Source organism: Noviherbaspirillum sp. (genome assembly GCF_035654295.1).
Taxonomy (GTDB): Bacteria; Pseudomonadota; Gammaproteobacteria; order Burkholderiales; family Burkholderiaceae_D; genus Noviherbaspirillum.
Window position 1 is genome coordinate 21,504 of the sequence record NZ_DASRXF010000172.1, and the last position, 25,261, is coordinate 46,764.

20 protein-coding genes are annotated in these 25,261 nt (G+C 62.8%); 4 read left to right on the top strand and 16 right to left on the bottom strand.

Annotated features, from left to right (window positions below):
• Positions 1 to 23: 23 nt before the first annotated feature.
• The 14 genes from VFF99_RS16420 to VFF99_RS16485 all read right to left on the bottom strand — a co-directional run bounded on the left by VFF99_RS16420 (position 24) and on the right by VFF99_RS16485 (position 17,186).
• Positions 24 to 311: an STAS domain-containing protein gene (locus VFF99_RS16420; RefSeq protein ID WP_325019767.1), complete on the bottom strand. Its 288-nt coding sequence runs from the start codon at positions 309 to 311 to the stop codon at positions 24 to 26.
• Positions 311 to 961 carry an ABC transporter substrate-binding protein gene (locus VFF99_RS16425; protein WP_325019769.1) on the bottom strand — a complete coding sequence of 217 codons (651 nt, stop codon included), beginning with the start codon at positions 959 to 961 and terminating at the stop codon, positions 311 to 313. The genes VFF99_RS16420 and VFF99_RS16425 overlap by 1 nt, the downstream gene beginning before the upstream one ends.
• Positions 962 to 1,055: 94 nt before the next feature.
• Complete coding sequence (locus VFF99_RS16430) at positions 1,056 to 1,913, bottom strand: VacJ family lipoprotein (protein WP_325019771.1); 858 nt, start codon at positions 1,911 to 1,913, stop codon at positions 1,056 to 1,058.
• Entirely contained in the window at positions 1,913 to 2,386 is a 474-nt protein-coding gene (mlaD, locus tag VFF99_RS16435; protein WP_325019773.1) for an outer membrane lipid asymmetry maintenance protein MlaD, read from the bottom strand. The genes VFF99_RS16430 and mlaD overlap by 1 nt, the downstream gene beginning before the upstream one ends.
• 92 nt (positions 2,387 to 2,478) lie before the next feature.
• Positions 2,479 to 3,255: a lipid asymmetry maintenance ABC transporter permease subunit MlaE gene (gene mlaE / locus VFF99_RS16440; RefSeq protein ID WP_325019775.1), complete on the bottom strand. Its 777-nt coding sequence runs from the start codon at positions 3,253 to 3,255 to the stop codon at positions 2,479 to 2,481.
• Positions 3,252 to 4,055 carry an ABC transporter ATP-binding protein gene (locus tag VFF99_RS16445; protein ID WP_325019777.1) on the bottom strand — a complete coding sequence of 268 codons (804 nt, stop codon included), beginning with the start codon at positions 4,053 to 4,055 and terminating at the stop codon, positions 3,252 to 3,254. Before VFF99_RS16445 ends, mlaE begins: the two co-directional genes overlap by 4 nt.
• A 136-nt stretch (positions 4,056 to 4,191) precedes the next feature.
• A complete protein-coding gene (locus tag VFF99_RS16450) occupies positions 4,192 to 5,655 on the bottom strand; it encodes a glutamate synthase subunit beta (RefSeq protein WP_325019779.1) in 1,464 nt (487 codons plus the stop codon).
• A gap of 64 nt (positions 5,656 to 5,719) precedes the next feature.
• Entirely contained in the window at positions 5,720 to 10,399 is a 4,680-nt protein-coding gene (locus VFF99_RS16455; RefSeq protein WP_325019781.1) for a glutamate synthase-related protein, read from the bottom strand.
• A gap of 179 nt (positions 10,400 to 10,578) precedes the next feature.
• On the bottom strand, positions 10,579 to 11,295 hold the full coding sequence (locus VFF99_RS16460) for a transposase (RefSeq protein ID WP_325019783.1): 717 nt from the start codon (positions 11,293 to 11,295) through the stop codon (positions 10,579 to 10,581).
• A 78-nt stretch (positions 11,296 to 11,373) separates the two neighbouring features.
• Complete coding sequence (locus tag VFF99_RS16465) at positions 11,374 to 11,913, bottom strand: DUF2726 domain-containing protein (RefSeq protein WP_325019784.1); 540 nt, start codon at positions 11,911 to 11,913, stop codon at positions 11,374 to 11,376.
• 108 nt (positions 11,914 to 12,021) lie between these two features.
• On the bottom strand, positions 12,022 to 13,521 hold the full coding sequence (locus VFF99_RS16470; protein WP_325019786.1) for an HDOD domain-containing protein: 1,500 nt from the start codon (positions 13,519 to 13,521) through the stop codon (positions 12,022 to 12,024).
• Positions 13,522 to 13,533: 12 nt separating this feature from the next.
• Positions 13,534 to 15,192, bottom strand: a complete 1,659-nt coding sequence (locus VFF99_RS16475; protein WP_414691550.1) for a putative bifunctional diguanylate cyclase/phosphodiesterase — start codon at positions 15,190 to 15,192, stop codon at positions 13,534 to 13,536.
• Positions 15,193 to 15,450: 258 nt separating this feature from the next.
• Positions 15,451 to 15,945 carry a single-stranded DNA-binding protein gene (gene ssb / locus VFF99_RS16480; protein WP_325019790.1) on the bottom strand — a complete coding sequence of 165 codons (495 nt, stop codon included), beginning with the start codon at positions 15,943 to 15,945 and terminating at the stop codon, positions 15,451 to 15,453.
• Positions 15,946 to 15,998: 53 nt separating this feature from the next.
• The gene (locus VFF99_RS16485) at positions 15,999 to 17,186 is read right to left on the bottom strand and encodes an MFS transporter (RefSeq protein ID WP_325019792.1); all 1,188 of its coding nucleotides are present in this window, start codon (positions 17,184 to 17,186) and stop codon (positions 15,999 to 16,001) included.
• 145 nt (positions 17,187 to 17,331) lie between these two features.
• Between VFF99_RS16485 and uvrA the strand changes: the two genes are divergently transcribed.
• Both uvrA and VFF99_RS16495 read left to right on the top strand, forming a co-directional pair.
• Complete coding sequence (gene uvrA, locus VFF99_RS16490; RefSeq protein WP_325019794.1) at positions 17,332 to 20,184, top strand: excinuclease ABC subunit UvrA; 2,853 nt, start codon at positions 17,332 to 17,334, stop codon at positions 20,182 to 20,184.
• Between the two features lie 14 nt (positions 20,185 to 20,198).
• Positions 20,199 to 20,477: an acylphosphatase gene (locus VFF99_RS16495; RefSeq protein ID WP_325019796.1), complete on the top strand. Its 279-nt coding sequence runs from the start codon at positions 20,199 to 20,201 to the stop codon at positions 20,475 to 20,477.
• Between the two features lie 8 nt (positions 20,478 to 20,485).
• Here the strand turns inward: VFF99_RS16495 and VFF99_RS16500 are convergent, their stop codons facing one another.
• Together VFF99_RS16500 and VFF99_RS16505 are read right to left on the bottom strand one after the other, a co-directional pair.
• Positions 20,486 to 21,394 carry an AEC family transporter gene (locus tag VFF99_RS16500; RefSeq protein ID WP_325019798.1) on the bottom strand — a complete coding sequence of 303 codons (909 nt, stop codon included), beginning with the start codon at positions 21,392 to 21,394 and terminating at the stop codon, positions 20,486 to 20,488.
• Positions 21,395 to 21,482: 88 nt separating this feature from the next.
• On the bottom strand, positions 21,483 to 23,468 hold the full coding sequence (locus VFF99_RS16505) for a monovalent cation:proton antiporter-2 (CPA2) family protein (protein WP_325019800.1): 1,986 nt from the start codon (positions 23,466 to 23,468) through the stop codon (positions 21,483 to 21,485).
• A gap of 188 nt (positions 23,469 to 23,656) precedes the next feature.
• On the opposite strand from VFF99_RS16505, the gene VFF99_RS16510 reads away from it, so the two are divergent.
• Positions 23,657 to 24,685 (top strand): KpsF/GutQ family sugar-phosphate isomerase, encoded by a 1,029-nt coding sequence (locus tag VFF99_RS16510; RefSeq protein ID WP_325019801.1) that lies wholly within the window; start codon positions 23,657 to 23,659, stop codon positions 24,683 to 24,685.
• A complete protein-coding gene (locus tag VFF99_RS16515) occupies positions 24,685 to 25,209 on the top strand; it encodes an HAD family hydrolase (protein ID WP_325019803.1) in 525 nt (174 codons plus the stop codon). Before VFF99_RS16510 ends, VFF99_RS16515 begins: the two co-directional genes overlap by 1 nt.
• Positions 25,210 to 25,261: the final 52 nt, after the last annotated feature.

A 25,261-nucleotide genomic window follows, 5' to 3' on the forward strand; every position in this document is an offset into this window, starting at 1 on the left:
ATTGCGGGACTGACCTTGCAGGGTCAATGATGCGGCAGGTCGGCGCGCGGCGAGGCTTGCAGCAGCTCGGCCACGCCATACAGGTTGACCAGGCTCTGGAGATTGGCGGGGAGATTGCTGAATACCAGCGACTTGCCGTCGCCAAGCGCCGCGCGCTGCCAGGCCAGCATGGTGGCAACGGCGGCGGAATCGACCACAGTCAGTTCCGACAGGTCGAACTGCGTCTGTCCGCCCGCGATCGCGCGCAATCCGGCTTCGAGCACGGATGGCGCGTTGTGTACGGTCAGCGTCAGGGCGGGACGGTACGACATCAGGATGACTTCGCGGTTTTCGCGGCGCTGGCTGCCAGGCGCTTGTTCTTGTCGGACAGCGTCTTGATCAGGCCGTCGATGCCGCCCTTGCTGATCTCGGCCGCAAAATTGCCCTTGTAGGTCTCCACCAGCCAAGCGCCCAGGACGTTGACGTCATAGATCTTCCAGCCGGAGGGCAGCTTTTCCAGCCGGTAGTTCAGCTGGATCGGATCGCCGCCGCGCGGTTGCAGCACCTGCGAACGCACTTCGACTTCCGTGTCGGTCGGTTCGCCGCGCATCGGCTTGAACTCGAGCTTCTGGTCCTTGACCTGGGAAATGGCGCCCGAATAGGTATAGACGAGCAAGGTACGGAACTCGTTGACCAGCTGCTTTTGCTGCTCCGGCGTCGCTTCACGCCAGAAGCGGCCGGCCGCCAGCGCGGTCATGCGCTGGAAATCGACGTGCGGCAGGATCTTCGCTTCCACCAGGTCCAGCACACGCTTCTGGTTGCCGGCCTGGATTTCCTTGTCGTTCTTGGCGGTATCGAGCACTTCCTGGCTGATTCGCTTGATCAGCGCGTCAGGCGCCTCTTGCGCAACAGCGGCCGGCGCGAATGCCAGGCCGGCCAGTGCAACGCCGGCGACTGCAAACAATTTCTTGAAAACGTTCATATCTTCCTGGGTAATCAAAAGGCGGACTGCATTGTCCGGAGAAGTCGGAAGCTCCGACCGAGAATATCGTACCAAACGGCTGCAAAACGGGTCGCTATTGCCTGGATTCCTTATCGGCAACGCCGGTATTCGCCGCGCCGCCTCCGTTTTGTTCCACTTTGACAACCGGCCCTTGCGCAGGTTCCGTCGAAGTTGCCGCGCCGCTACTGGCCGCTTCAGCCGCCGTCGAATCGCCGCTGGCTTCGGTCGGGCCGACGTCAAACTCGTAAGCGCTGGTCGGCGGGTCGCCATCGTACACCTTGCTCTGGCGGCGCTGCAAATACGCATCGCGCACGAATTCGTAGCGGTCGAGCGCGGCTTCCTCGATCAGGTTGGATGCATCGAGCAGGACGGCGCGCTGGTCCACCACGCGCAGGATGGATCCCGGGTTGCGCGTATGCACGGGGCGCACGTAGCGCCACGGGTCAGCCTCGATATCGACCGGGAAGGCAACGGTGTCGCGCAGCGTCGAGGAACCGAAAACAGGCAGCACGACATACGGCCCGGAACGTACGCCCCATTTACCGAGCGTCTGACCGAAATCTTCCTTGTGCTTCTGCAAGCCGGCTTCCGAGGCGATATCGAGCACGCCGCCAAGGCCGAAGGTCGAGTTGAAGGTAAATCGCATCACGTCGGACATGCCGTCGGCCACCTTGCCTTGCAGGAGGTTGTTGACCGCGGTCCAGCCGTCTTCGAGATTGCCGAAGAAATTGCCGACGCCCGTCTGGACGAAGCCCGGCAAGGTTCGGCGGTAGACCTCGGCGGCCGGCTTCACTGCCGCCTGGTCCACCGTGTCGTTGAACCGGAACATCGCCCGGTTGAACTTCTCGAACGGATCCTGGGGATGCGTGGTGGCACAGCCGGTCAGGGCGAGCGCCGCCGCCAGCATCATGATTCTTAGCGCAGGCCCCATTATTTGTCGCCTTCCTTTCCTTCCGCTGCCTTGCTGTACAGGAACTGGCTGATGAGGCTTTCCAGCACCACCGCGGATTGCGTCATCTTGATGCGGTCGCCCGCCACCAGGTTATTCGTATCGCCCCCGGCCTCCAGCCCGATGTACTGCTCGCCCAGCAGCCCGGACGTCAGGATCCTCGCGGAGGTGTCCTTCGGAAACTTGTAGCTGGTTTCCAGCTCCAGCGTCACGACGGCCTGGAACGACTTGTCGTCGAACTTGATATCGCCCACGCGCCCCACCACCACACCGGCGCTCTTGACGGGTGCGCGCGGCTTCAGTCCACCGATGTTGTCGAACTTGGTGATGACCGGATAGGTCTTCTCGAACGATAGCGAACTCATGTTCCCGGCCTTCATCGCCAGGAAAAACAGGGCGGCCGCGCCCAGCAGCACGAACAGGCCGACCCACAAGTCCAGAGATTTTCTTTGCATGCCAATACCCTAAATATAGGATGCGGAACCGCTTTGCGGTGCCGTAAATCGATTTACCTTTTTGGTCGCGGGCCCTGCGACCCGCATTTGCCTCAGCTAAACATCAAGGCCGTGAGCAGGAAGTCCAGCCACAGGACCGAGAGCGAGGCGATCACGACCGTTCGCGTCGTCGCCCTTGCCACGCCTTCCGGCGTCGGCTGGGCCTCATACCCCTGGAAGAGCGCCGTAAACGTGACCGCGAAGCCGAAGACGATGCTCTTGATGACGCCGTTGAGGATGTCATTCCAGACATCCACCCCCGCCTGCATCTGCGACCAGAAGGAGCCTTCGTCCACGCCGATCATCAACACCCCGACGATATAACCGCCAATCACGCCGACGGCGCTGAAGATGGCTGCCAGCACAGGCATCGCAATGACGCCGGCCCAGAAGCGCGGCGCGATGACGCGCTGGAGCGGATTGACCGCCATCATCTCCATTGCCGCCAGCTGTTCGCCGGCTTTCATCAAGCCGATTTCCGCCGTCAGCGAGGTCCCCGCGCGCCCCGCGAACAGCAAGGCGGTCACCACCGGCCCGAGCTCGCGGGTCAGCGACAGGGCGACCAGCAGGCCGAGCGCCTCTTCAGAGCCGTAGCGGTTCAGCGTGTAATAGCCTTGCAGGCCGAGCACGAAACCGACGAACAGGCCGGAAACGGCGATGATCACCAGCGAATAGTTGCCGATGAAATGGATCTGGTCGGTCACCAGCCGCGGCCGGCGCAGCATCCCGCCGGACGTTGCCAGCACGGCAAAAAAGGTGCGCGTGGCGAAACCGACGTTGGTCACCGATTCGCGCACCCAGCGCCCCAGTCCGGTAATGGCGCCCGTCATTGCTTCACCTCGCGCAACAGGTCGTCCTGCAAGGAGCGTCCCGGGTAATGGAAGGGCACCGGGCCGTCGGCTTGCGCATGGACGAACTGCTTCACATACGGATCCTCGGATGCCAGCATCTGTTGCGGAGAACCGTGCGCGACGATCTTGCCCTGCGACAGGAAATACACATAGTCCGCGATCAGGAATGTCTCGTGCACGTCGTGCGACACCACGATCGAGGTCGAACCGAGGGCATCGTTGAGGCGGCGGATGATGTTGGCCGCCACACCCATCGAAATCGGGTCGAGGCCGGCGAAGGGTTCGTCATACATGATCAGCTGCGGATCGAGCGCAACCGCACGTGCTAGCGCCACCCGGCGCGCCATGCCGCCGGAAATCTCGGACGGCTTCAGCCCGGCGGCATTGCGCAGGCCGACAGCATGCAGTTTCATCAACACGAGGTCGCGGATCAGTTCTTCCGGCAGGCGCGTGTGCTCGCGCAGCGGAAAGGCGACGTTTTCGTAGACCGTCAGGTCGGTGAACAAGGCGCCGTGCTGGAACAGCATGCCCATGCGCCGGCGCATCTCGTACATCAGTTTCGAGTCGCGTGCGTTGACCGTCTGGCCGTCGAACACGATCTTGCCCTTCTGGGCCTGCAACTGGCCGCCGATCAGGCGCAGGATGGTTGTTTTGCCCGAACCCGAGCCACCCATGACAGCCACCACTTTCCCTCTGGGGAAGTCCATCCGGAGTCCGGAGAGAATGGCGCGCGTTCCATAGGAAAAATGCAGGTCGTGGATTTCGACGAGGTTAGGCACAACGAATTATTTGACTCAAAAGTTAGATTGTAGAGCAAAACCCGTTTTCAAGCCGTTTGTCCTGTGTAACATGTTGCAAAAAACATAAAACCCGCCGGACCTTGCGGTGCGGCGGGTTTTCCGGACAAAGACTTGCTTAGCGCGGCAGGACCGAGGAGCCCATCAGGAACTCGTCGACGGCGCGCGCGCACTGGCGGCCTTCGCGGATCGCCCATACCACGAGCGACTGGCCGCGGCGCATGTCACCGGCCGCGAACACCTTGTCGACCGAGGTCTTGTAGCAGCCGTCGCCGTCGGTCGTTGCCCTGGCGTTGCCGCGGGCATCCTTGTCGACGCCGAACGCGTCCAGCACCTGCTGCACCGGCGATACGAAGCCCATTGCCAGCAGCACGAGGTCGGCCTTGAGTTCGAACTCGGAATTCGGCACTTCCACCATCTTCCCGTCTTTCCACTCGACGCGCGCGGCGATCAGCTTGTCCACCTTGCCGTTCTTGCCTTCAAGGCGCTTGGTCGCCACCGCCCAGTCGCGCTCGCAGCCTTCCTCGTGCGAGGAAGAGGTGCGCAGCTTGGTGGGCCAGTACGGCCAGACCAGCGGCTTGTTTTCCTGCTCGGGCGGCTGCGGCAGCAGTTCGAACTGGGTCACGGAGGCTGCGCCGTGGCGGTTCGAGGTGCCCACGCAGTCGGAGCCGGTGTCGCCGCCGCCGATGACGACGACATGCTTGCCGGTCGCCATGATCTGGTCCTTCACCTTGTCGCCGGCGTTGACCTTGTTTTGCAGCGGCAGGAATTCCATGGCGAAGTGCACGCCCTTCAGCTCGCGGCCGGGAACCGGCAGGTCGCGCGGCAGCTCGGCGCCGCCGGCGATCACGATCGCGTCGAAATCCTTCTTCAGCTGTTCCGGCGAGACGGTTTCCTTCGCCCAGTTGTAGACGTTCGGGGTGAAATCCTTGCCGACGAAGACGCCGGTGCGGAAGGTCACGCCTTCTGCCTTCATCTGCTCGACGCGGCGGTCGATGTGCGACTTCTCCATCTTGAAGTCGGGAATGCCGTAGCGCAGCAGGCCGCCGATACGGTCGCTCTTCTCGAACACGGTCACGTCGTGGCCGGCACGCGCGAGCTGCTGTGCAGCGGCCATGCCTGCAGGGCCGGAACCGACCACGGCGACCTTCTTGCCGGTCTTCGCTGCCGGGACCTGCGGCTTCACCCAGCCATTTTCCCAGCCCTTGTCGATGATGAAGTGCTCGATGGACTTGATGCCGACCGGGTCGTTGTTGATGCCGAGCGTGCAGGCAGCTTCGCAGGGCGCCGGGCAGATGCGGCCGGTGAACTCCGGGAAGTTGTTGGTCGAGTGCAGGTTGTCCAGCGCTTCGCGGTAGTGGCCGTGATAGACGAGGTCATTCCAGTCCGGAATGATGTTGTTGACCGGGCAGCCGTTGTTGCAGAAGGGGATGCCGCAGTCCATGCAGCGCGCGCCCTGCACCTTGGCGTCGGCGTCCGACAGGTGCACCACGAATTCCTTGTAATGCTTCTTGCGCAGCGTGGGCGCTTCGCTCGCCTCTTGCAGGCGTTGGTATTCCAGAAAGCCGGTTACTTTTCCCATTTTTTACTCACAGTCTGGGCCACAGGGATCGCTTGCGGGATCCCTGCTGCCATAGTTTTATCAATTAGGCCGCGATCTTTTCCTTGGACTGCTTCGCTGCGTTCAGCTCGCCCAGTGCCCGCTTGTACTCGGTCGGGAACACCTTGACGAACTTGCCGCGTGCATTCGCCCAGTCATCCAGCAAGTTGCGCGCGCGCGTGCTGCCGGTGTACTTGAAGTGGCGCTCGATCAGCCCCTTCAGGATCGCTTCGTCGGTCTGGCCTTCGCCGCCGCGTACGGTGGCGTGCCAGATGGCCCGATCGATCTTCGCTTCCTGGTCGGCGCTGGCCAGGACCGGCTCGAGGGCGACCATCGACATGTTGCACTTCTTCGCGAAGTCGCCGTCCGGGTCGTACACGTAGGCGATACCGCCCGACATGCCCGCGGCAAAATTGCGGCCGGTCGCGCCCAGCACGACGACGGTGCCGCCGGTCATGTATTCGCAACCGTGGTCGCCGGTGCCTTCGACGACAGTGATCGCGCCGGAGTTGCGCACCGCGAAGCGCTCGCCGGCGACGCCATTGAAGAAGGCCTCACCGGAAATCGCACCGTACAGCACGGTATTGCCGATGATGATGTTGTCGACGGCCCAACCGCGGAACTCGGTGTTCGGACGCACGATGATGCGGCCGCCCGACAGGCCCTTGCCGACGTAGTCGTTGCCTTCGCCCACCAGGTCCAGCGTGATGCCGTGTGCGAGGAAGGCGGCGGCAGATTGGCCCGCGGTGCCCTGCAGCTGAATGTGGATCGTGTCGTCCGGCAGGCCTTCATGGCCGTACTTCTTCGCGACTTCGCCCGACAGCATGGTGCCGACGGTACGGTTGACGTTCTTGACCGGCGAGATGAAGGACACTTTCTCGCCCTTCTCCAGCGCCGCCCTGGCCTGTGCGATCAGCTTGTGGTCCAGCGCCTTGTCGAGGCCGTGGTCCTGCTCTTCCACCTGGAAGCGCGGCTCGGAGGCCGGCACTTCGGGCTGGTAGAAGATCTTGGTGAAGTCCAGGCCCTTCGCCTTCCAGTGCGTGATTGCCTTGGACTTGTCGAGCAGGTCGGAACGGCCGATCAGTTCATTGAAGGTACGGATGCCCAACTGCGCCATGATCTGGCGGACTTCTTCGGCAACGAAGAAGAAGTAGTTCACCACGTGTTCCGGCTTGCCCTGGAACTTGGCGCGCAGCACCGGATCCTGGGTGGCGACGCCGACCGGGCAGGTGTTCAGGTGGCACTTGCGCATCATGATGCAGCCTTCAACGACCAGCGGCGCGGTCGCGAAGCCGAACTCGTCTGCACCCAGCAGGGCGCCGATGACGACGTCGCGGCCGGTCTTGATCTGGCCGTCGGTCTGCACGCGGATGCGGCTGCGCAGGCGGTTCAGCACCAGGGTCTGCTGGGTCTCGGCCAGGCCGAGTTCCCACGGCGTGCCGGCGTGCTTGATCGAGGACAGCGGCGATGCGCCGGTGCCGCCGTCGTGGCCGGCGATCACGACGTGATCGGCCTTGGCCTTGGCGACGCCCGCGGCAACCGTGCCGACACCGACTTCAGACACGAGCTTCACGGAGATCGATGCCTTCGGGTTGGCGTTCTTCAGGTCGTGGATCAGCTGTGCCAGGTCTTCGATCGAGTAGATGTCGTGGTGCGGCGGCGGGGAAATCAGGCCCACGCCCGGCACCGAGAAGCGCAGCTTCGCAATGTACTCGGACACCTTGTGGCCCGGCAGCTGGCCGCCTTCGCCCGGCTTCGCGCCTTGTGCCATCTTGATCTGGATCTGGTCGGCGGAAGTGAGGTACTCGGTGGTCACGCCGAAACGGCCGGACGCCACCTGCTTGATCTTGGAGCGCAGCGAATCGCCTTCCTGCAGCGGCAGGTCGACTTCGACGCGGTCCTTGCCGATCACGGAAGCGAGGGTCTCGCCCTTCTTGATCGGAATGCCCTTCAGTTCCTGGCGATAGCGGTTTTCGTCTTCGCCGCCTTCACCGGTGTTCGACTTGCCGCCGATGCGGTTCATCGCGATGGCCAGCGTGGCGTGCGCTTCGGTCGAGATCGAGCCGAGCGACATGGCGCCGGTGGCGAAACGCTTGACGATTTCCTTCGCCGGTTCGACTTCATCGATCGAGATCGCCTTGGACGGATCGATCTTGAATTCGAACAGGCCACGCAGCGTCATGTGGCGCTTGGACTGGTCGTTGATGATCTGCGCGTACTCTTTGTACGTGTTGAAATTGTTCGAACGGGTCGAATGCTGCAGCTTGGCGATCGCATCCGGCGTCCACATGTGGTCTTCGCCGCGCACGCGGAAGGCGTACTCGCCGCCGGCGTCCAGCGCATTGGCCAGGACTGGGTCGTTGCCGAAGGCCAGGCGGTGCAGGCGCAGCGCTTCCTCGGCGATCTCGAACACGCCGATGCCTTCGACGTTCGATGCGGTGCCCTTGAAATACTTGTCGACCAGCGCCTTGTTCAGGCCGATGGCTTCAAAGATCTGCGCGCCGCAGTAGGACATGTAGGTCGAGATGCCCATCTTGGACATGACCTTCATCAGGCCCTTGCCGATCGCCTTCTGGAAGTTGTAGATCGCCTTTTCAGCGGAGAGCTCGCCCGGCAGGCCCTTGGCCAGTTCGGTCAGCGTGTCCATCGCGAGGTAGGGATGGACGGCTTCCGCGCCATAGCCGGCGAGCAGCGCGAAGTGGTGCGTCTCGCGTGCCGAACCGGTCTCGACCACCAGGCCGGTGGAGGTGCGCAGGCCCTTGCTCACGAGGTGCAGGTGGATGGCCGAGGTTGCCAGCAGCGACGGGATCGCCACCTGGTCCGCATCGAACTTGCGGTCGGAGATGATCAGGATGTTGTGGCCGGACTTGACCGCATCGACTGCCTTCGCGCAGAGGGAGGCGAGGCGCGCTTCGATGCCTTCCTTGCCCCATGCGACCGGGTAGCAGATGTTCAGTTCATAGGACTTGAACTTGCCGCCGGTGTACTGGCTGATGTTGCGCAGCTTGGCCATGTCGGCGTAGTCGAGCACAGGCTGCGACACTTCCAGACGCATTGGCGGGTTGATGTTGTTGGTGTCGAGCAGGTTCGGGCGCGGGCCGATGAAGGACACGAGCGACATGACCATGGCTTCGCGGATCGGGTCGATCGGCGGGTTGGTCACCTGGGCGAACAGCTGCTTGAAGTAGTTGTACAGCGTCTTGTTCTTGTTGGACATGACGGCCAGCGGCGAGTCATTGCCCATCGAACCGACCGCTTCTTCGCCGCCGGCGGCCATCGGCGCCATCAGGAACTTGATGTCTTCCTGGGTGTAGCCGAACGCTTGCTGGCGGTCCAGCAGGGGGACTGCGGACTTCGGCTCTTCCTGCGCGTTCTCGAGCTCATCGAGCTTGATGCGCACGGAATCGATCCACTGCTTGTACGGCTTGGCGTTGGCGTAGGTATCCTTCAGTTCCTTGTCGTCGATGATGCGGCCGGCGTCGAGGTCGATCAGGAACATCTTGCCCGGCTGCAGGCGCCATTTCTTGATGATCTTCGACTCGGGGATCGGCAGCACGCCGGATTCGGAGGCCATCACGACGAGGTCGTCGTCGGTCACGATGTAGCGTGCCGGGCGCAGGCCGTTGCGGTCGAGGGTGCCACCGATATGACGGCCATCGGTGAATGCCATCGCGGCGGGGCCGTCCCACGGCTCCATCATCGCGGCGTGGTATTCGTAGAAGGCGCGGCGGTTGTCATCCATCAGCGTGTGGTTTTCCCACGCTTCCGGAATCATCATCATCATTGCCTGGGCGATCGGGTAGCCGGCCATGAGCAGCAGTTCGAGCGCGTTGTCGAAGCAGGCGGTGTCGGACTGGCCTTCATAAATCAGCGGGAACAGCTTCTGCAGGTCTTCACCCAGCACGGCGGACTTCATCACGCCTTCGCGGGCACGCATCCAGTTGAAGTTGCCCTTGACCGTATTGATTTCGCCGTTGTGCGCGATCAGGCGGTAGGGGTGGGCCAGCGGCCACTCCGGGAAGGTGTTCGTGGAGAAGCGCTGGTGCACGAGGGCGAGCGCAGAAATGCAGCGCGGGTCTTGCAGGTCCTTGTAGTACACGCCGACCTGGTCGGCCAGCAGCAGGCCTTTGTAGACGACGGTGCGTGCCGACATCGACGGCACGAAGAATTCCTTGCCGTGCAGCAGGTTCAGCGCCTGGATCGCGTGGCCGGACGACTTGCGGATCACGTACAGCTTGCGCTCCAGCGCGTCGGTCACCATGATGTCCGGGCCGCGGCCGATGAAGATCTGGCGGATGACCGGCTCTTTGGCGCGGACCGTGGGCGACATCGGCATATCGAGGTCGATGGGCACGTCGCGCCAGCCGAGGACGACCTGGCCTTCGGCGAGGACGGCGCGCTCGATTTCCTGCTCGCAGGCAATGCGCGAGGCGTTTTCCTTGGGCAGGAACACCATGCCAACACCGTATTCGCCGGGCGGCGGGAGGGTCACGCCCTGCTTCGCCATTTCTTCACGATAGTACTGGTCCGGGATCTGGATCAGGATACCCGCGCCGTCGCCCATCAGTTTGTCGGCGCCGACAGCACCCCGGTGATCGAGGTTTTTCAGGATCAGCAAGCCTTGTTCAACGATGGAATGGCTTTTCTTGCCTTTGATATGGGCGACGAAACCGACGCCGCAAGCGTCGTGTTCGTTATTGGGATCGTAAAGACCTTGCGCGTGCATAAGCGTTCTCCGCTACTTTTGGTGATATCGAGCTTTGAAGGATAGTGCAGTGCAACAGTTAGTTCAACTGAAATAAAAGGGGTCGGAGTCGTTTTAAATCACGCACGATTTGTGTGCATTTTTAATTAGGGACAGAGTGAAGCCGAGCACGCGTGCGTGTTTTGACAACTTTTTGATTTTTAAGGACTTGTGGAGGTTTTCGGATCGGAATCAGTGCGCCGCGGACGCCCCCGCTTCGCGGGCTCGACGCGCCGGTTGACCTGCTTGGCCAGAGCTGCCTTGAACTTTTCCGAACCCAGCGGCCATCCCTTCAAGGTTGCCTCGGTGACGACCTCCGCTTCCCGCTGGCTGATGCCAAGATCGAGCAGCGACTTGTAACTTGCCTCGCGGTCGAACGGTGTGTTGCCAAGCGCCCAATACACGGGGTGGTCGGTGATCAGTGGATCGGGCTTTACGCCGATGTGGTGGGCGATGCTCGTCCAGGGATAGTCTTCCGGCGAGGCGGCCAGTCCGGCACGCACGGGATGGGATTCGATGTAGCGGCTGCAGAGCAGGAAGTATTGTTCCGAATCAATCACCGTTGCACGGTACCGCCCCTGCCATAGGGTACCCGTCCGCTGATACTTGCTGTTGAAATAAGGGACATAGTGCCGGCCGATCCATTGCATCATCTTTCCGAGGCCGGCATCGTCGGCCGGCGTGACGAGCACGTGGAGGTGGTCGGGGAGCAGTGCGTACGCGTGCACGGCAAGCTTGAAGTGCCGCGCAGCTTCCTTGAGCCAGGCGAGAAAACTGGTGTAGTCCTCGGTATCCCGGAAAATGGTCTGTTTGTCGTTGCCGCGCTGGATGATGTGGTGCGGCTGGTTGGGTACGACAAGTCGCGGAAGTCTGGCCATGGCGTGATCGTCAATGCCGCAGCCGGGTTGGCGGCGGCAGTGGCGATTTTATCCTGTGGCGTGGCGCTTTCGCAGGGGTCAGAGATGCGCGTTGGCGGTATTTCGCCATGGCGTCTTGCGGAACTCGAGTTCCTTGTCGGCGGCCGGCCGCACATCCGGGCTGCTCCGTGCCGACCTGCGGTCAAAGATGCTCGAGCGTATCCTGGCTTCGGACGGCAGGCGCTTGGCCGGGAACCTGAGTGTCCTGATCCCGGCGCTCGCGAAGCATGCCTCGCGCATACGCTCCAACCGCGTCGGGCGCGACCGGTGCGCCAGCTCCACCACGGCCAGCAATTCCATGTCTCCATCAAAAACGGCGTAGCCGACGCGCTTGCCGCCCAGTGCATTCACCGCCTGCTGACGCAGCTTCCCCATACCGGCCGGCTCGACAAGTGCGGAAACGGCAACTTTCGGACAGACGTGGCATTCGGGCAGGGCGTTGCGCAAACGAAAATAGAAATCGCGCTCCCCGCCGGTCAACATGTTTTTCTTCCGATAGCGCGCCGGCATTTCGCGCGTCAGTGCAAACCATCCAAGCAAACCGGCAAAGACAATAGATACGAAAACCCAGGTTTCCATTTATCCGCCTCATTGTTTTCAAAAGGATAAGCAATTTACCATTTGATAACATTATCGGCGGCAAAACTTGCCGGAAGGTTTGTGCTAGCGCAAACGCGTCGAGGGGGTTCAGAACAGCTTGCGTATCCAGGCCGGCTCTGCCTGGCGCCGCTGTTCAATCATGGCCGATACGAGGGTGCGGATCTCGTTCAGGGGCCCGACCTCGACCTGCTCGATACGGGCCGCGGGCTTGCTGCGGTCCCAGTCGCCGTAGATGAAGCCGATCGGATGGCGGTTCACGGTCAGCGGCAGCACCATGAAACTGCGTACCGTCGGCAGCGCATCCTTCCACCAGCGCGGCACCTTGCTGGCAAAAGCCGGCGCCTGCGCATTCTCGACAAAAATCATCTTGTCATTGGCAAGCGCGGCGTGGAAGACATCGGGTTCGTAGGCGTCGCCGAAAACGAGGCGCGGCAGCAGTTCCTGCCCACCCTCCCCTAGACACAAGTGGGCGGCGTAACTTGCATGCTCGGCGTCGCGCAGAAAAGCGACGACGCGCGTAAATCCAAGCCCCTGGTAGACGGTTTCCAGGGCCAGCGACATGAGCTGGCTGGGCGTTGCCGTCTGCTGCACACCACGCATTTCAGCGGCGCCGCGCGCCAGGACGCCCGCGGCGTCGGCGGGCTTGCCGGCAAGGGCGGCCCCAGCAGCGGAAGCGGGCATGAGCGGCTTGATGGTCACCGCATCTTCGTCCGCGGCAACCTGCTGCGCGGTTTCCACTGCGGCGATGAGCAGCTCCTTCTCCAGGCCCAGCATGTCGGCATAGCTTTCCGCAAGGCCGGCAAGGGCCGCCTGCCTGGATCCATCCTCCTTGCACAAGGCCTCGGCGAAGCGGGAAGACAGCGTGGAAACGGCCGTGAGCCAGTCCGTGTGGTCGAGCGGCTCACCGACGGGCCGGGGCGGCATGTCCTTGAAGGTATCCACCAGCGCGGCCGGCAGCCCCCATTGTTGTCCCGCCAGGCGGCCGACTTCGTCCAGCCCGAGACCGAGGATCTCCGAGGCGGCGCGGTTTTCATCGCCCCCCTTTTCGGCGGCGGTCGCCCTGATCCGCTGCCAATACTCGGGCAGGTAGAAAGTGACAAGCATGCGCCCGAGGGAATGCAGCATTGAGCAGACGACGGCTTCCTCGGTGTCGCGCGTGCTGGTCGATGCGACCACCTGCCGTGCGATATGTCCCGCCATGACCGATTTTTCCAGCTCCGCACGGGCCAGCGCCGACTCGGAGGACGCCGCGGACAAGCCGTCGATCAGCTTCAACCCCAGCGCCAGATGCCCGATCGCTTCCGTCCCGAGGACAATGACGGCCTTGGACACCGTATTGATGCCCTGCCCGAAGACCGAATACATCGCACTGTTGGCCAGCCGCAGGACCTTTTGCGTCAGCGCCGGATCCTGCAATACGGTTCGTGTCATGTTGAATTCGCGATCGTCATCGCCGCGCATGGCGGCAATGATCGCCGTGACGACCTTGGAAAACCCGGGCAGGTCGCCGCGCTGGCGCGAACGCGCCCAGATGAGTTCCATCGTCTTGTCGGGGTCTGCCGAAACGGACGGGTTCAATGCAGTCATTCGCTCTGTTCGCTATTCGATTGCAACGGCATCCTGCTTCACGGGCCGTCCGCTCTTGAGTAATTCGATCGCTTGCTCCGGCAGCAGCGGGCGGCCGGTGAGGTAGCCCTGGATCATGCCGCAGCCGTGCGCGGCGAGGAACTGCAATTGCTCTTCGCTCTCCACGCCTTCGGCAACGGTGGTCAAATTGAGGTGGCTTGCCAGGCTCAGCACCACATTGCAGATAGCCACGTCCTTGACCGAGGCCGGCAGGTCCTTGATGAAGGCGCGGTCGATCTTCAACGTGGCGATCGGGAAGCGCTTCAGGTAGGCCAGAGACGAATAGCCGGTGCCGAAGTCATCGATGGCAATGCGCACGTTGCGGGCGGCCATGGCGTTGAGCAGCGACTCGGCATGCTCAGGGTCCGACATCAGGATGCCTTCCGTGATTTCGAGAAGCAGCTTTTGGCCGTCCAGGCCGGACAGCTTCATCGCCTCGTCCATGATGTCCAGGAACTGGTCGTTTCGGAACTGGCGCGGGCTGACGTTGACCGACACATACAGCGGCCGCCCGGCCGCTTCCTCGAAGCGCCTGATCTGCACGCAGGCGGCCTTGAGCGCCCACGCGCCGAGCAGGTTGATCAGTCCATTGCTCTCGGCCATCGGGATGAACTGTGCCGGCGACACCATCCCCTGCCCCGGCCGGCTCCAGCGCATCAATGCCTCGAAGCCCACGATCTGGCGGCTCCGGGCGTTGACGATGGGCTGGTAGTGCAGGAGGAATTCGCCGTCCCGCACGCCCTGGAACATCGCGGCCTCCATCGAGACGTCGTGCTCGGGCTGGTTGAACCGGTGGTGGCTGTAGATGACGCAGCGCGCCTTGCCCGTCTCTTTGGCGCGGTACATCGCCGTGTCGGCATGCGCCAGCAGCTTGACCTCGCTGTCGCCGTGTTCCGGAAATACCGCCGCCCCGATCGAAGTCCCCACATACAGGGTGTGGCCCTGGATCTCGAAGGGAAGCTGCATGGTGGAGATCATGCGCCGCGCGATGACCTGGATCTCGCCTTCCGTGATGGCGCCGGGCAGCACGGCGACGAATTCGTCGCCGCCGACGCGGGCAAGGGTATCGACATCGCGCAAGGTCTCGGACAGGCGCATCGCGGCGACGCGCAAGAGGGCATCGCCGACCGGATGGCCGAGGGCGTCATTGACTTTCTTGAAACCATCCAGGTCAAGCGCGAGCACGGCAAATCCCTCGCCGGTCCGCCGCGAATGGGCAATTCCCATGCGGATGCGGTCCGACAGCAGGGAGCGGTTCGGCAGCCCGGTAAGGGCATCGTGCGTGGCCATGTGGCGCAGGCGCTCTTCGGTCGCCTGCTGCCCGGAGATGTCGCGTCCGACAGCCAGCAATTCGGTTTCGCCGCCGGCGGCGGCATAGGCGGAGACCTGCAGCTCGATCCATAGCACCCCGTTTGCGGCCTGGATCCGCAGATTGGACTTGCGCGGCTGGCTTGCCGTCCGCGCCTGTACAACCAGGGCGTCCAGCGCGGGACGGTCGGCGGGTTCGACAAGTTCAGCCAGCGAACGGCCCGCCAGTTCCGGCGATCCGGTCAAATCCGCAGCCCGGCGGCTCGCGTACAGGATCGCTCCTTGCGTATCGAGGCGGAATACCGCGTCGCCGGCCGCCTCCATGAGGCTTTCCAATTGGGGCTGGGCTAATGCATCTGGCCGGTCACGACGAATGGAAAACATTGGCTGAAACAGGAATTGGGATGGAGCGCGGATCAGTGCCGGTCCGCTGCTTAAGTCATCTTAACAAATTGTAGAGAAGAAACATAAATTGCAGGCGCATGTTATTGCAGAAAATGCAGAAAAAGTCACAAAAGCTTGATTCAACTGAAAAAAAAGCCCCGCGCGCGGCGGGGCTTTTGCATGCGGTCCGGAAGGACATCAGAACGGGATGTCGTCGTCCATGTCGCTGAAGTTCGGCGCGGGGCGGGATGCGGGACGCGCTGCACCTCCACCGCCGCCGCCGGAACTCTGGCGCGGCGCGGGCGCGCCGCCGTAATCGTCGTCCATCGAGGCGCCGCCACCGCCGCCGCCCATGCCCTGGCGGCTACCCAGCATCTGCATGGTGTCGGCGATGATTTCGGTGGTGTAGCGTTCCACGCCATCCTTGTCCGTCCACTTGCGGGTCTGCAGGCGGCCTTCGACGTAGACCTGGGAACCCTTCTTCAGGTACTGGCCGGCGATTTCGGCCAGCTTGCGGTAGAAGGTGATGCGATGCCACTCGGTCAACTCTTTCTTCTCGCCGGTGTTCTTGTCTTTCCAGCTTTCGGTGGTCGCGACTGCAACATTGGTGACGGCATCGCCGTTCGGCATGTAGCGCGTTTCCGGGTCGCGCCCCAGGTTGCCGACGATGATGACTTTGTTAACCGAGGCCATAAATTTCTCCTAAAGCTGAATCAAACAAAACGGTTGTGTGCGGACAATGCAGGTCAGGCCGCGGCAGCGCCGCGGCGGGGCACGTTCTTCATGGTGGCGGCAATTATAATCCAGACAATTGTGAGCACACCGCCCAGGGCGAACACGGACGCTGCGCCGGCATGCTGCTGCAGCCATCCGCCGAGCGCACCGCCGCAGAACAGACCCAGCGCCTGCAAGGTGTTGTACACGCCGAGCGCCGCCCCTTTCGCGGCCGGCGGCGCAATGCGCGACACCAGCGAAGGCTGGCAGGCTTCCAATATGTTGAAGGATATGAAGAAGAGCAGCAACAAAATAATCAGGACCGCGGAGGGCATGGTCGGGTTGGACAGGAACATCCACAGGCCGGCCTGGACGATTGCCATCAAGGCAATGGCGCCGAGAAACACTTGTTTCATCATGCCCCGCTTCTCGCCCGCCAGCAGCGGCGGCATCATGAGCGCGAACGAGACCAGCACTACCGGCAGGTAAACCTTCCAATGGCTGGGTAGCGGAATGTCCGCATACTGAACCAGGGCCGAGGGTACGACCACGAACATGGCCATCTGCGTGACGTGCAGGGCAAACACGCCATAGTTCAGGCGCATCAGCTCGCGGTTGGAAAGCACTTCGGAGAACGGCACGCTCTGCACCGGAGGTTTCGGCGGCGCCGGCGGCACGACATATAACACCACAAGGATGGCCAGCAGGGACAAGATGCCGGTCAGCGCAAACAAGCCTTCCATGCCGATCAGTTTGTACATCGCGGGCGCCGCGACCAGCGAGACGGCGAAAGTCAGCCCGATCGATCCGCCCACCATGGCCATCGCCTTGGTGCGGTGCTCGTCGCGCGTGGAGTCGGCGATGAATGCGGTCACCGCTGCCGAAATCGCTCCGGCGCCCTGGATGGCGCGGCCGACAATCACCCACGTCAGATTGCTTGCCGCCGCCGCGATGAACGAACCGAGGGCGAACAGCACCAGGCCGATGATGATGACCCGCTTGCGCCCGTACTTGTCGGAGGCGGCGCCGAACGGGATCTGCCCGAACGATTGGGTCAGGCCGTAGATTCCCATTGCCAGGCCGACCATTGTCGCGCTGTCACCACCCGGCAGCGATCTTGCATGGACGGCAAAGACGGGCAGGATCAGGAACATGCCGAGCATGCGCAGCGCAAAGATCGATGCAAGCGAGGCGCTGGCCCGGATTTCCAGGGGCGACATGCGGGGACTGGGTTCGACGGAAGGAATCGATGACATCAGGCGTAGAAAACAGGGTGGCGTGGGCAGATACGGCGAAGCCCAAAACCCGTTATAGTATCAGGTTGACCCGTATAAAGCCCAGTTGGGCGCATGTTGAAAGCAGTTCATGGAAGAAATAAGAATTCGCGGTGCGCGCACGCATAATCTGAAGAACATCAACCTGGAATTGCCGCGCAATCAGTTGATCGTCATTACCGGTCTGTCCGGTTCCGGAAAATCGTCGCTCGCATTCGACACCCTCTACGCAGAAGGACAGCGCCGCTATGTGGAATCGCTGTCGGCGTACGCACGCCAGTTCCTGCAATTGATGGAGAAGCCGGATGTGGACCTGATCGAAGGCCTGTCCCCGGCGATCTCGATCGAACAGAAAGCCACGTCGCACAACCCCCGCTCCACCGTCGGCACCGTCACCGAGATCCACGACTACCTGCGCCTGCTGTATGCGCGCGTCGGCACGCCGTACTGCCCCGACCATCCGGAAAACCCGCTGGCCGCGCAGTCCGTGTCGCAGATGGTGGACGCCGTGCTGGCCATGCCGGAAGACACCAAGCTGATGATCCTGGCGCCGGTCGTCGCCAATCGCAAGGGCGAGCATGTGGACCTGTTCGAGGAAATGCAGGCGCAGGGCTTTGTCCGCTTCCGCATCCAGAGCGGCACGCATGCCGCGCGCATCTACGAAGTGGATGACCTGCCGAAGCTGAAGAAAACCGAGAAGCACACCATCGATGTCGTCATCGACCGCCTGAAGGTCAAGGCGGACGTGAAGCAGCGCCTGGCGGAGAGCTTCGAAACCGCGCTGCGTCTCGCCGAGGGCCGCGCGATTGCGCTCGAAATGGACAGCGGCAAGGAACAGCTGTTCTCCAACAAGTTCGCCTGCCCGACCTGCGGCTACTCGCTGCAGGAACTGGAGCCGCGCCTGTTCTCGTTCAATAATCCGATGGGCGCCTGCCCGGAATGCGACGGCCTCGGCCATATCGAATTCTTCGACCCGAAGCGCATCGTCGCCTTCCCCAACCTGTCGCTCGCCAGCGGTGCGATCAAGGGCTGGGACCGGCGCAACCAGTTCTATTTCCAGATGCTGTCGAACATCGCCGAGCACTACCGCTTCGACATCGACATGCCCTTCGAGAAACTGCCGGATGCGGCGCAGCAGGCAGTGCTGTACGGTTCCGGCCGCCAGACGATTCCGTTCACCTACATCAATGAGCGCGGCCGCGCGGTGGTGCGCGAGCATACCTTCGAAGGCGTGGTGAACAACCTGCAGCGCCGCTATCGCGAAACCGATTCCATCGCGGTGAAGGAAGAACTGGCGAAGTTCATCAACCAGAAGGAATGTCCGACCTGCAAGGGGGCGCGCCTGCGCGTGGAAGCGCGCTATGTGAAGGTGGGCACCGGCAAGCAGGAACGCTCCATTCACGAAGTGGCGATCACGCCGCTGCGCGACACGCTGGAATTCTTCGAGAAGCTCAAGCTCACCGGCGCGAAGAAGGAGATCGCCGACCGCATCATCAAGGAAATCGTGTCGCGCCTGAAGTTCCTGAACAACGTGGGCCTCGATTACCTGTCGCTGGAGCGCAGCGCGGACACGCTGTCCGGCGGCGAGGCGCAGCGCATCCGTCTGGCATCGCAGATCGGCTCCGGCCTGACCGGCGTGATGTATGTGCTGGACGAGCCCTCCATCGGCCTGCACCAGCGCGACAACGACCGGCTGATCAACACGCTCAAGCATTTGCGCGACATCGGCAACAGCGTGCTGGTGGTCGAGCATGACGAGGATGCGATCCGATGCGCCGACTTCATCGTCGACATGGGCGTGGGCGCGGGCGTGCATGGCGGCGAAGTGATCGCCAAGGGACCGCTTCCGGACATCCTCAAGAACAAGAAGTCGCTGACCGCGAAATACCTGAACGGGACGCTGGCGATCCTTGTGCCGAAGAAGCGCACCGCGCCCGATCCCGAGCGCCAGCTCGTGATCACCGGCGCCTCCGGCAATAACCTGAAGGACGTGGCACTGGAACTGCCGGTCGGATTGCTGACCTGCGTGACCGGCGTGTCCGGCTCGGGCAAATCGACGCTGGTCAACGATACGTTGTACCACGCCGCCTCGCGCCACTTGTACGGTTCGCAGACGGAGCCCTCGCCCTATGAAACGATCAGCGGGCTGGAGCATTTCGACAAGGTCATCTCCGTCGACCAGGCGCCGATCGGCCGCACGCCGCGCTCGAATCCGGCGACGTATACCGGCGTCTTCACGCCGATCCGCGATCTGTTCTCGGAAGTGCCGGCGGCGAAAGAGCGCGGCTACAGCGCCGGGCGCTTTTCATTCAACGTCAAGGGCGGGCGCTGCGAGGCTTGCCAGGGCGACGGCGTGCTCAAGGTGGAAATGCACTTCCTGCCCGACGTGTATGTGCCCTGCGATGTCTGCCACGGCAAGCGCTACAACCGCGAGACGCTGGAAGTCCAGTACAAGGGCAAGAACATCCATGAAGTACTGGAGATGACGGTCGAGGAAGCGCATGAATTCTTCAAGCCCGTGCCGGTCGTTGCGCGCAAGCTGCAGACCCTGCTCGACGTCGGCCTCGGCTACATCCGCCTCGGCCAGAGCGCGACCACCTTGTCGGGCGGCGAGGCCCAGCGCGTGAAGCTGTCGCTGGAACTGTCCAAGCGCGATACGGGCCGCACCCTCTACATCCTGGACGAGCCGACCACCGGCCTGCACTTCCATGACATCGACCTGCTGCTGAAAGTGATCCACCGCCTGCGCGACCAGGGCAATACGGTGGTGATCATCGAGCACAACCTGGACGTGATCAAGACGGCCGACTGGATCGTCGACCTCGGGCCGGAAGGCGGCGCAGGCGGCGGCCGGATCATTGCGGCCGGCACGCCGGAAGACGTGGCGAAGAATGCGGCCAGCGTGACGGGCAAGTACCTGGCGCCGATGCTGAAGAAAAAATAAGGAAAGGAAAAGCGATGGCGGCCCACCTGCGTATCGTCGGACTGGTGCAAGGCGTCGGCTATCGCGCCTCCTTCGAGGCGCAGGCGCGCGCCCTGCGCCTTTCCGGCTGGGTGCGCAACCGCGCCGACGGCTCGGTCGAGGCGGTGGTCGAGGGTGATCCGGAAGCTGTCGAAAACATCATTGCATGGGCCAGGCGCTGCCCTTCGGCGGCGCGGGTGAAGGACGTTGTCGTCAATGACGCGGATGCCTCATCCTTCGCCGTGGGGCGGTTCGAGGTCCGCCGTACCGCCTGACGTATCAATCAGCGCGGCAATCCCATCCACAGCCCGAGCGGCACAAAGGCCAGCGCGGCAAGATTCCCGAGCAGGACGATCGATGCCACCTTGTCCGGCTCCTGCTTGTACTGTTCCGCCACCATGAAGCAGAACACGGCGGGAGGCAGCGACGCGAACAGGTACATCTGGCCGCGCTGCGCGTCGGTCAGGGTCAGCGCTCCGTCCAGCAGCCAGGCGACGGCCAGTCCGCCCACCGGGCACACGATCGCTCCCACCAGGCCGATGTGCCAGCTCTTGAAATTGACATCGAGCATGCGCACGCCGAGCGCAAACAGCATGATGGGGATACAAGCATCGCCGAGCATCTTCAGCGCCTGCATCAGCGGCGTGGGCAGCGTGATGCGGAAAACGGCGAACACCATGCCGACCATCATCGCCAGCATCATCGGGCTCACCAGGAATTTCCACATCGGCGTGTGGTAGTTGCGCCCGCTTTCGATGATCTTGATGCCGGCCGAGAAGTAGATCAGATTGCAGGCCATGAACAGCGCCACCGCTGCGGCCAGGCCCGAGGTGCCGAAGGCCAGCACGGCGAGCGGCAGGCCCATGTTGCCGCAGTTGTTGTACATCATGGGCGGAATGAAGGTGCGCACGTCGTAGCCGAGCAGCCGCGCGACCGGCCATGCGATCAGGCCGGAGCCCAGCGAGATGATGACACCCGCCAGGATCAGCATGCCGTTGTGGACGAGATCGAAATCCTTGGCTGCGAGCGCAGTGAATACCAGCAGCGGGCACAACACATCCATGCTGACGCGATTGACCGATGCCATGTCATTCCTGACACGCTCGCCGCGCACGCGTGCATAGCCGTAACCGACCGCGATGATGATGAAGACCGGCAGGATGATGCCTAGGATGCGCTCAAACACTTGCATGGATTTCTTTCGGAGACGGCGAGGAGTACTCCCTGCATTGTAGCGAGATATGCGGGATTTCGTTTCCTCCTCGCAAGGCAGGACGCGCTTACTTGAGGAGGCTCTCTTCCGCCCGCGCCACGCCCTCGGTCGTGCCGCGCAACACGATGATGTCGCCGGCGTGCAGGACGGTCTCCGGCTTGACCTCGATACGGCTCTTGCCGCGCCGGACGATCGTGACTTCGGCGCCGATCTCGCCCAGCTTGAGCGAGGCGAGCATCTTGCCGACCGCCTTCGCGCCTTCGGGCAGGGTCACCGAATGCAGCCGCACGTGCAGGTGTTCCGCATCCTCGGGCGCGTCGCTGGCGCCATGGAAATAACCGCGCAATGAAGCATAGCGCTCGTCGCGCGCGGCCTGCACGCGGTGCACCACGCGCCGCAGCGGCACGCCCAGCATCACCAGCGCATGCGAGGCAAGCATGAGGCTGCCTTCGATAGCTTCCGGCACGACTTCCGCCGCGCCGGCCTCGCGCAGCTTGTCGAGGTCGGAATCGTCATGACTGCGGACGATCACCGGCAGGGACGGCGCGAGTTCATGCGCGAAGTGCAGGACTTTCAGCGCCGAGGGCGTGCTGGCATAGGTGACGACGAGCGCCGCCGCGCGATGGATGCCCGCCGCCACCAGGCTTTCGCGCCGCGCGGCATCGCCATAGGAAACATTCGCGCCGGCCGCCTGCGCCTCGCGCACGCGATCCGGATCGAGGTCGAGCGCGTGGTAGGCGATGCCCTCTTCCTCCAGCAGCTTGGCAAGGCTCTGCCCGGTGCGGCCGAAGCCGGCGATCAGCACATGCTTCTGGGTGGTCATGGTGCGCGTGGCGATCTGCGTCAGCGCCAGGGATTGCAACATCCACTCATTGGCGGACAGCTTCATCACGATCGCATCCGAATTGGCGATGAGGAACGGCGCCACCAGCATCGACAGCACCATCGACGCCAGGATGAGCTGGATCAGCAGCGGATCCATCAGTTGCAGGCCGCCCGCCTGATTGAGCAGCACGAAGCCGAATTCACCTGCCTGCGCAAGGCCGAGGCCGGTTCGCAGGGCGGTACCCGTCGACGCGCCGGTCAATTTCGTGAGCCCGGCGATCAGCGCGAATTTCAGCAGCACGGGGGCGGTCAGGAGCAGCAGCACCAGCCACCAGTTCTCCAGCACCAGCCGCACGTTCAGCAGCATGCCGACGGTAATGAAAAACAGGCCGAGCAGCACATCGCGGAAGGGCTTGATGTCTTCTTCCACCTGGTGCCTGTATTCGGTTTCCGAGATCAGCATGCCGGCGACGAATGCACCGAGCGCCAGCGACAGCCCTGCCTTTTCCGTGATCCACGCCGCCCCCAGCGTAATGAGCAGCAGGTTGAGCATGAACAATTCCTGCGAACGGCGCTTGACGACGATGTGGAACCAGCTGCGCATCAGGCGCTGGCCGATCACGAGCAGCAGTACGAGCACGATGCCTGCCTTCATGGCCGCCAATGCCAGGGTCGGCAGCAGGTTGTCGGTATTCTTCGCCAGCGCCGGCACCAGGATCAGCAAGGGCACGACGGCCAGATCCTGGAACAGAAGGATGCCGAAGATCTGCCTGCCGTGCGGGCTGTCGAGTTCCAGCCGTTCGGTAAGCAGCTTGGAGACGATCGCGGTGGAAGACATGGCAAGTGCGCCGCCGAGGGCGAAAGCCGCGCGCCAGCTGATGTCGATCATCTGCGGCAGGAGTTGCGCCACGAGCCAGCCGAACAGCATGGTGGCCGCGATCGTGAGCAGCACCTGCGCCATGCCGAGGCCGAAGACCGTGCGCCGCATGGAAACCAGTTTCGGCAGCGAGAATTCCAGCCCGATCGAAAACATCAGGAAGACCACGCCGAACTCGGCCAGCACATGCGTGGTGTCGCTCTGCTCCGCCAGCCCGAATCCGAACGGACCGATCACGATGCCGACCACCAGGTAGCCCAGCATCGGCGGCAGGTGCAGCATGCGGAACGCCACCACGCCGAGCACGGCGGCAGTCAGCAGGATCAGCGTGAGTTCGAGGGCCGAGAACATTAATTCTTATAGGAGCAGTCGATAGCGGTGTACGCGGGCCGTCCTTGCAGACATCTTTTTCCCGTTTGCACGATCGCTTAAAAATGAAGGGCTTACGAAACAAAAACAGCCGTTGACAGTCGTCAAAGCCCAACTTTTTGTTATGACTGGCAGATTTTTTGCTTTCGTAATTCAGCTATACTTCCGGCATGAGTGTAACCGATGCAAAAACCTTGCCGAAAGACTTCGATGCGAAAAATGCGCAACGCGCACTGGCGCTCGCACGCGAGACCATTCAAATCGAAGCAGACGCCCTGCTCGCGCTGAAAAGCCGGCTCTCCGACGAGCCCGATGACAACTTTGCCAAGGCCATGATGCTGCTGCTGCACTGCAGCGGCCGCGTGGTCGTGTCGGGCATCGGGAAATCCGGCCATATTGCGCGCAAGATCGCGGCCACGCTGGCATCCACCGGCACGCCCGCGCTGTTTGTCCATGCGGCGGAAGCCCTGCACGGCGACCTTGGCATGATCACCGAGAACGACGCCGTCATCGCGATTTCGTATTCCGGCGAAGCGGCCGAATTCGTTTCCATCATCCCCATCATCAAGCGCATGGGCGCCAAGCTGATCGCGATCACCGGCAACGATGCCTCTCGCCTGGCGCAGCTGGCCGATATCCATCTCAACGTCCATGTCGACAAGGAAGCCTGCCCGCTGAACCTGGCGCCGACCGCGAGCACGACCGCCACGCTGGCGCTGGGCGACGCGCTGGCGGTGGCCTTGCTGGACGCCCGCGGATTCCGCGAGGAGGATTTCGCCCGCTCCCACCCGGGCGGAGCGCTTGGGCGGCGCCTGCTGACGCACGTGCGCGACGTGATGCGCTCCGGAGCGGCAATACCATCGGTCAAGCCCGATGTGATGCTGCCGACCGCGCTGCTCGAAATTACCCGCAAGGGCATGGCGATGACCGCCGTGGTGGACGACGAAGGCCGCGCGGTCGGCATCTTCACCGACGGCGACCTGCGCCGCCTGATCGAGAAGGCGCAGGACTTCGGCAAGCTGAAAATGGCCGACGTCATGCACGCCAACCCGCGCACCGTCAGCCCCGACCAGCTCGCGGTCGAAGCCGTCGAACTGATGGAACATTTCCGTATCAACCAACTGCTGGTCGCCGATGGCGACGGCAAGCTGGTCGGCGCGCTGCACATCCACGACCTGACGCATGCGAAGGTGATCTGATGCAAGAGGCAATGGCAAGGGCGGCGCGCATCCGTCTCATGATATTCGACGTCGACGGCATCCTGACGGACGGCAGCCTCCATTACGCCCCCGACGGCGAGATGATCAAGACCTTCAATGTGCTGGACGGACACGGCATCAAGCTGCTGCAGCAGTCCGGCGTGGCGACTGCGATCATCAGCGCGCGCAAGTCGGCGATCGTCGCCAAGCGCGCGGCCGACCTCGGCATTCCCTACCTGTTCCAGGGCGTGCACGACAAGCTCGAGGCATTCGAAGACCTGCTGGCGAAAACCGGCATCGGCAAGGAAGAATGCGGCTTCGTCGGCGACGACGTGATCGACCTGCCCATCCTGATGCGCGTCGGCTTTGCCGCGAGCGTGCCGAACGGACACGGGGAAGTGAAATCGCGGGTGCATTACGTTACCAAGGCCGGCGGCGGCCAGGGCGCGGCGCGCGAACTGTGCGACCTGATCCTGCGTGCCCAGGGCAATTACGAAGCGGCGCTGGCGCCCTACCTGAAGTAAGCACGATGCGACCGCGCCTCCGGTTTTTCATGACGCTTGCGCCGCTCGTCGT

Excerpts from the sequence above, each read along its gene's own strand:
- VFF99_RS16420 (WP_325019767.1), bottom strand. The coding sequence starts at position 311 with ATGTCGTACCGTCCCGCCCTGACGCTGACCGTACACAACGCGCCATCC.
- VFF99_RS16425 (WP_325019769.1), bottom strand. The coding sequence starts at position 961 with ATGAACGTTTTCAAGAAATTGTTTGCAGTCGCCGGCGTTGCACTGGCC.
- VFF99_RS16430 (WP_325019771.1), bottom strand. The coding sequence starts at position 1,913 with ATGGGGCCTGCGCTAAGAATCATGATGCTGGCGGCGGCGCTCGCCCTG.
- mlaD (WP_325019773.1), bottom strand. The coding sequence starts at position 2,386 with ATGCAAAGAAAATCTCTGGACTTGTGGGTCGGCCTGTTCGTGCTGCTG.
- mlaE (WP_325019775.1), bottom strand. The coding sequence starts at position 3,255 with ATGACGGGCGCCATTACCGGACTGGGGCGCTGGGTGCGCGAATCGGTG.
- VFF99_RS16450 (WP_325019779.1), bottom strand. The coding sequence starts at position 5,655 with ATGGGAAAAGTAACCGGCTTTCTGGAATACCAACGCCTGCAAGAGGCG.
- VFF99_RS16455 (WP_325019781.1), bottom strand. The coding sequence starts at position 10,399 with ATGCACGCGCAAGGTCTTTACGATCCCAATAACGAACACGACGCTTGC.
- VFF99_RS16460 (WP_325019783.1), bottom strand. The coding sequence starts at position 11,295 with ATGGCCAGACTTCCGCGACTTGTCGTACCCAACCAGCCGCACCACATC.
- VFF99_RS16465 (WP_325019784.1), bottom strand. The coding sequence starts at position 11,913 with ATGGAAACCTGGGTTTTCGTATCTATTGTCTTTGCCGGTTTGCTTGGA.
- VFF99_RS16470 (WP_325019786.1), bottom strand. The coding sequence starts at position 13,521 with ATGACTGCATTGAACCCGTCCGTTTCGGCAGACCCCGACAAGACGATG.
- VFF99_RS16475 (WP_414691550.1), bottom strand. The coding sequence starts at position 15,192 with ATGGAGGCGGCCGGCGACGCGGTATTCCGCCTCGATACGCAAGGAGCG.
- ssb (WP_325019790.1), bottom strand. The coding sequence starts at position 15,945 with ATGGCCTCGGTTAACAAAGTCATCATCGTCGGCAACCTGGGGCGCGAC.
- VFF99_RS16485 (WP_325019792.1), bottom strand. The coding sequence starts at position 17,186 with ATGTCGCCCCTGGAAATCCGGGCCAGCGCCTCGCTTGCATCGATCTTT.
- uvrA (WP_325019794.1), top strand. The coding sequence starts at position 17,332 with ATGGAAGAAATAAGAATTCGCGGTGCGCGCACGCATAATCTGAAGAAC.
- VFF99_RS16495 (WP_325019796.1), top strand. The coding sequence starts at position 20,199 with ATGGCGGCCCACCTGCGTATCGTCGGACTGGTGCAAGGCGTCGGCTAT.
- VFF99_RS16500 (WP_325019798.1), bottom strand. The coding sequence starts at position 21,394 with ATGCAAGTGTTTGAGCGCATCCTAGGCATCATCCTGCCGGTCTTCATC.
- VFF99_RS16505 (WP_325019800.1), bottom strand. The coding sequence starts at position 23,468 with ATGTTCTCGGCCCTCGAACTCACGCTGATCCTGCTGACTGCCGCCGTG.
- VFF99_RS16510 (WP_325019801.1), top strand. The coding sequence starts at position 23,657 with ATGAGTGTAACCGATGCAAAAACCTTGCCGAAAGACTTCGATGCGAAA.
- VFF99_RS16515 (WP_325019803.1), top strand. The coding sequence starts at position 24,685 with ATGCAAGAGGCAATGGCAAGGGCGGCGCGCATCCGTCTCATGATATTC.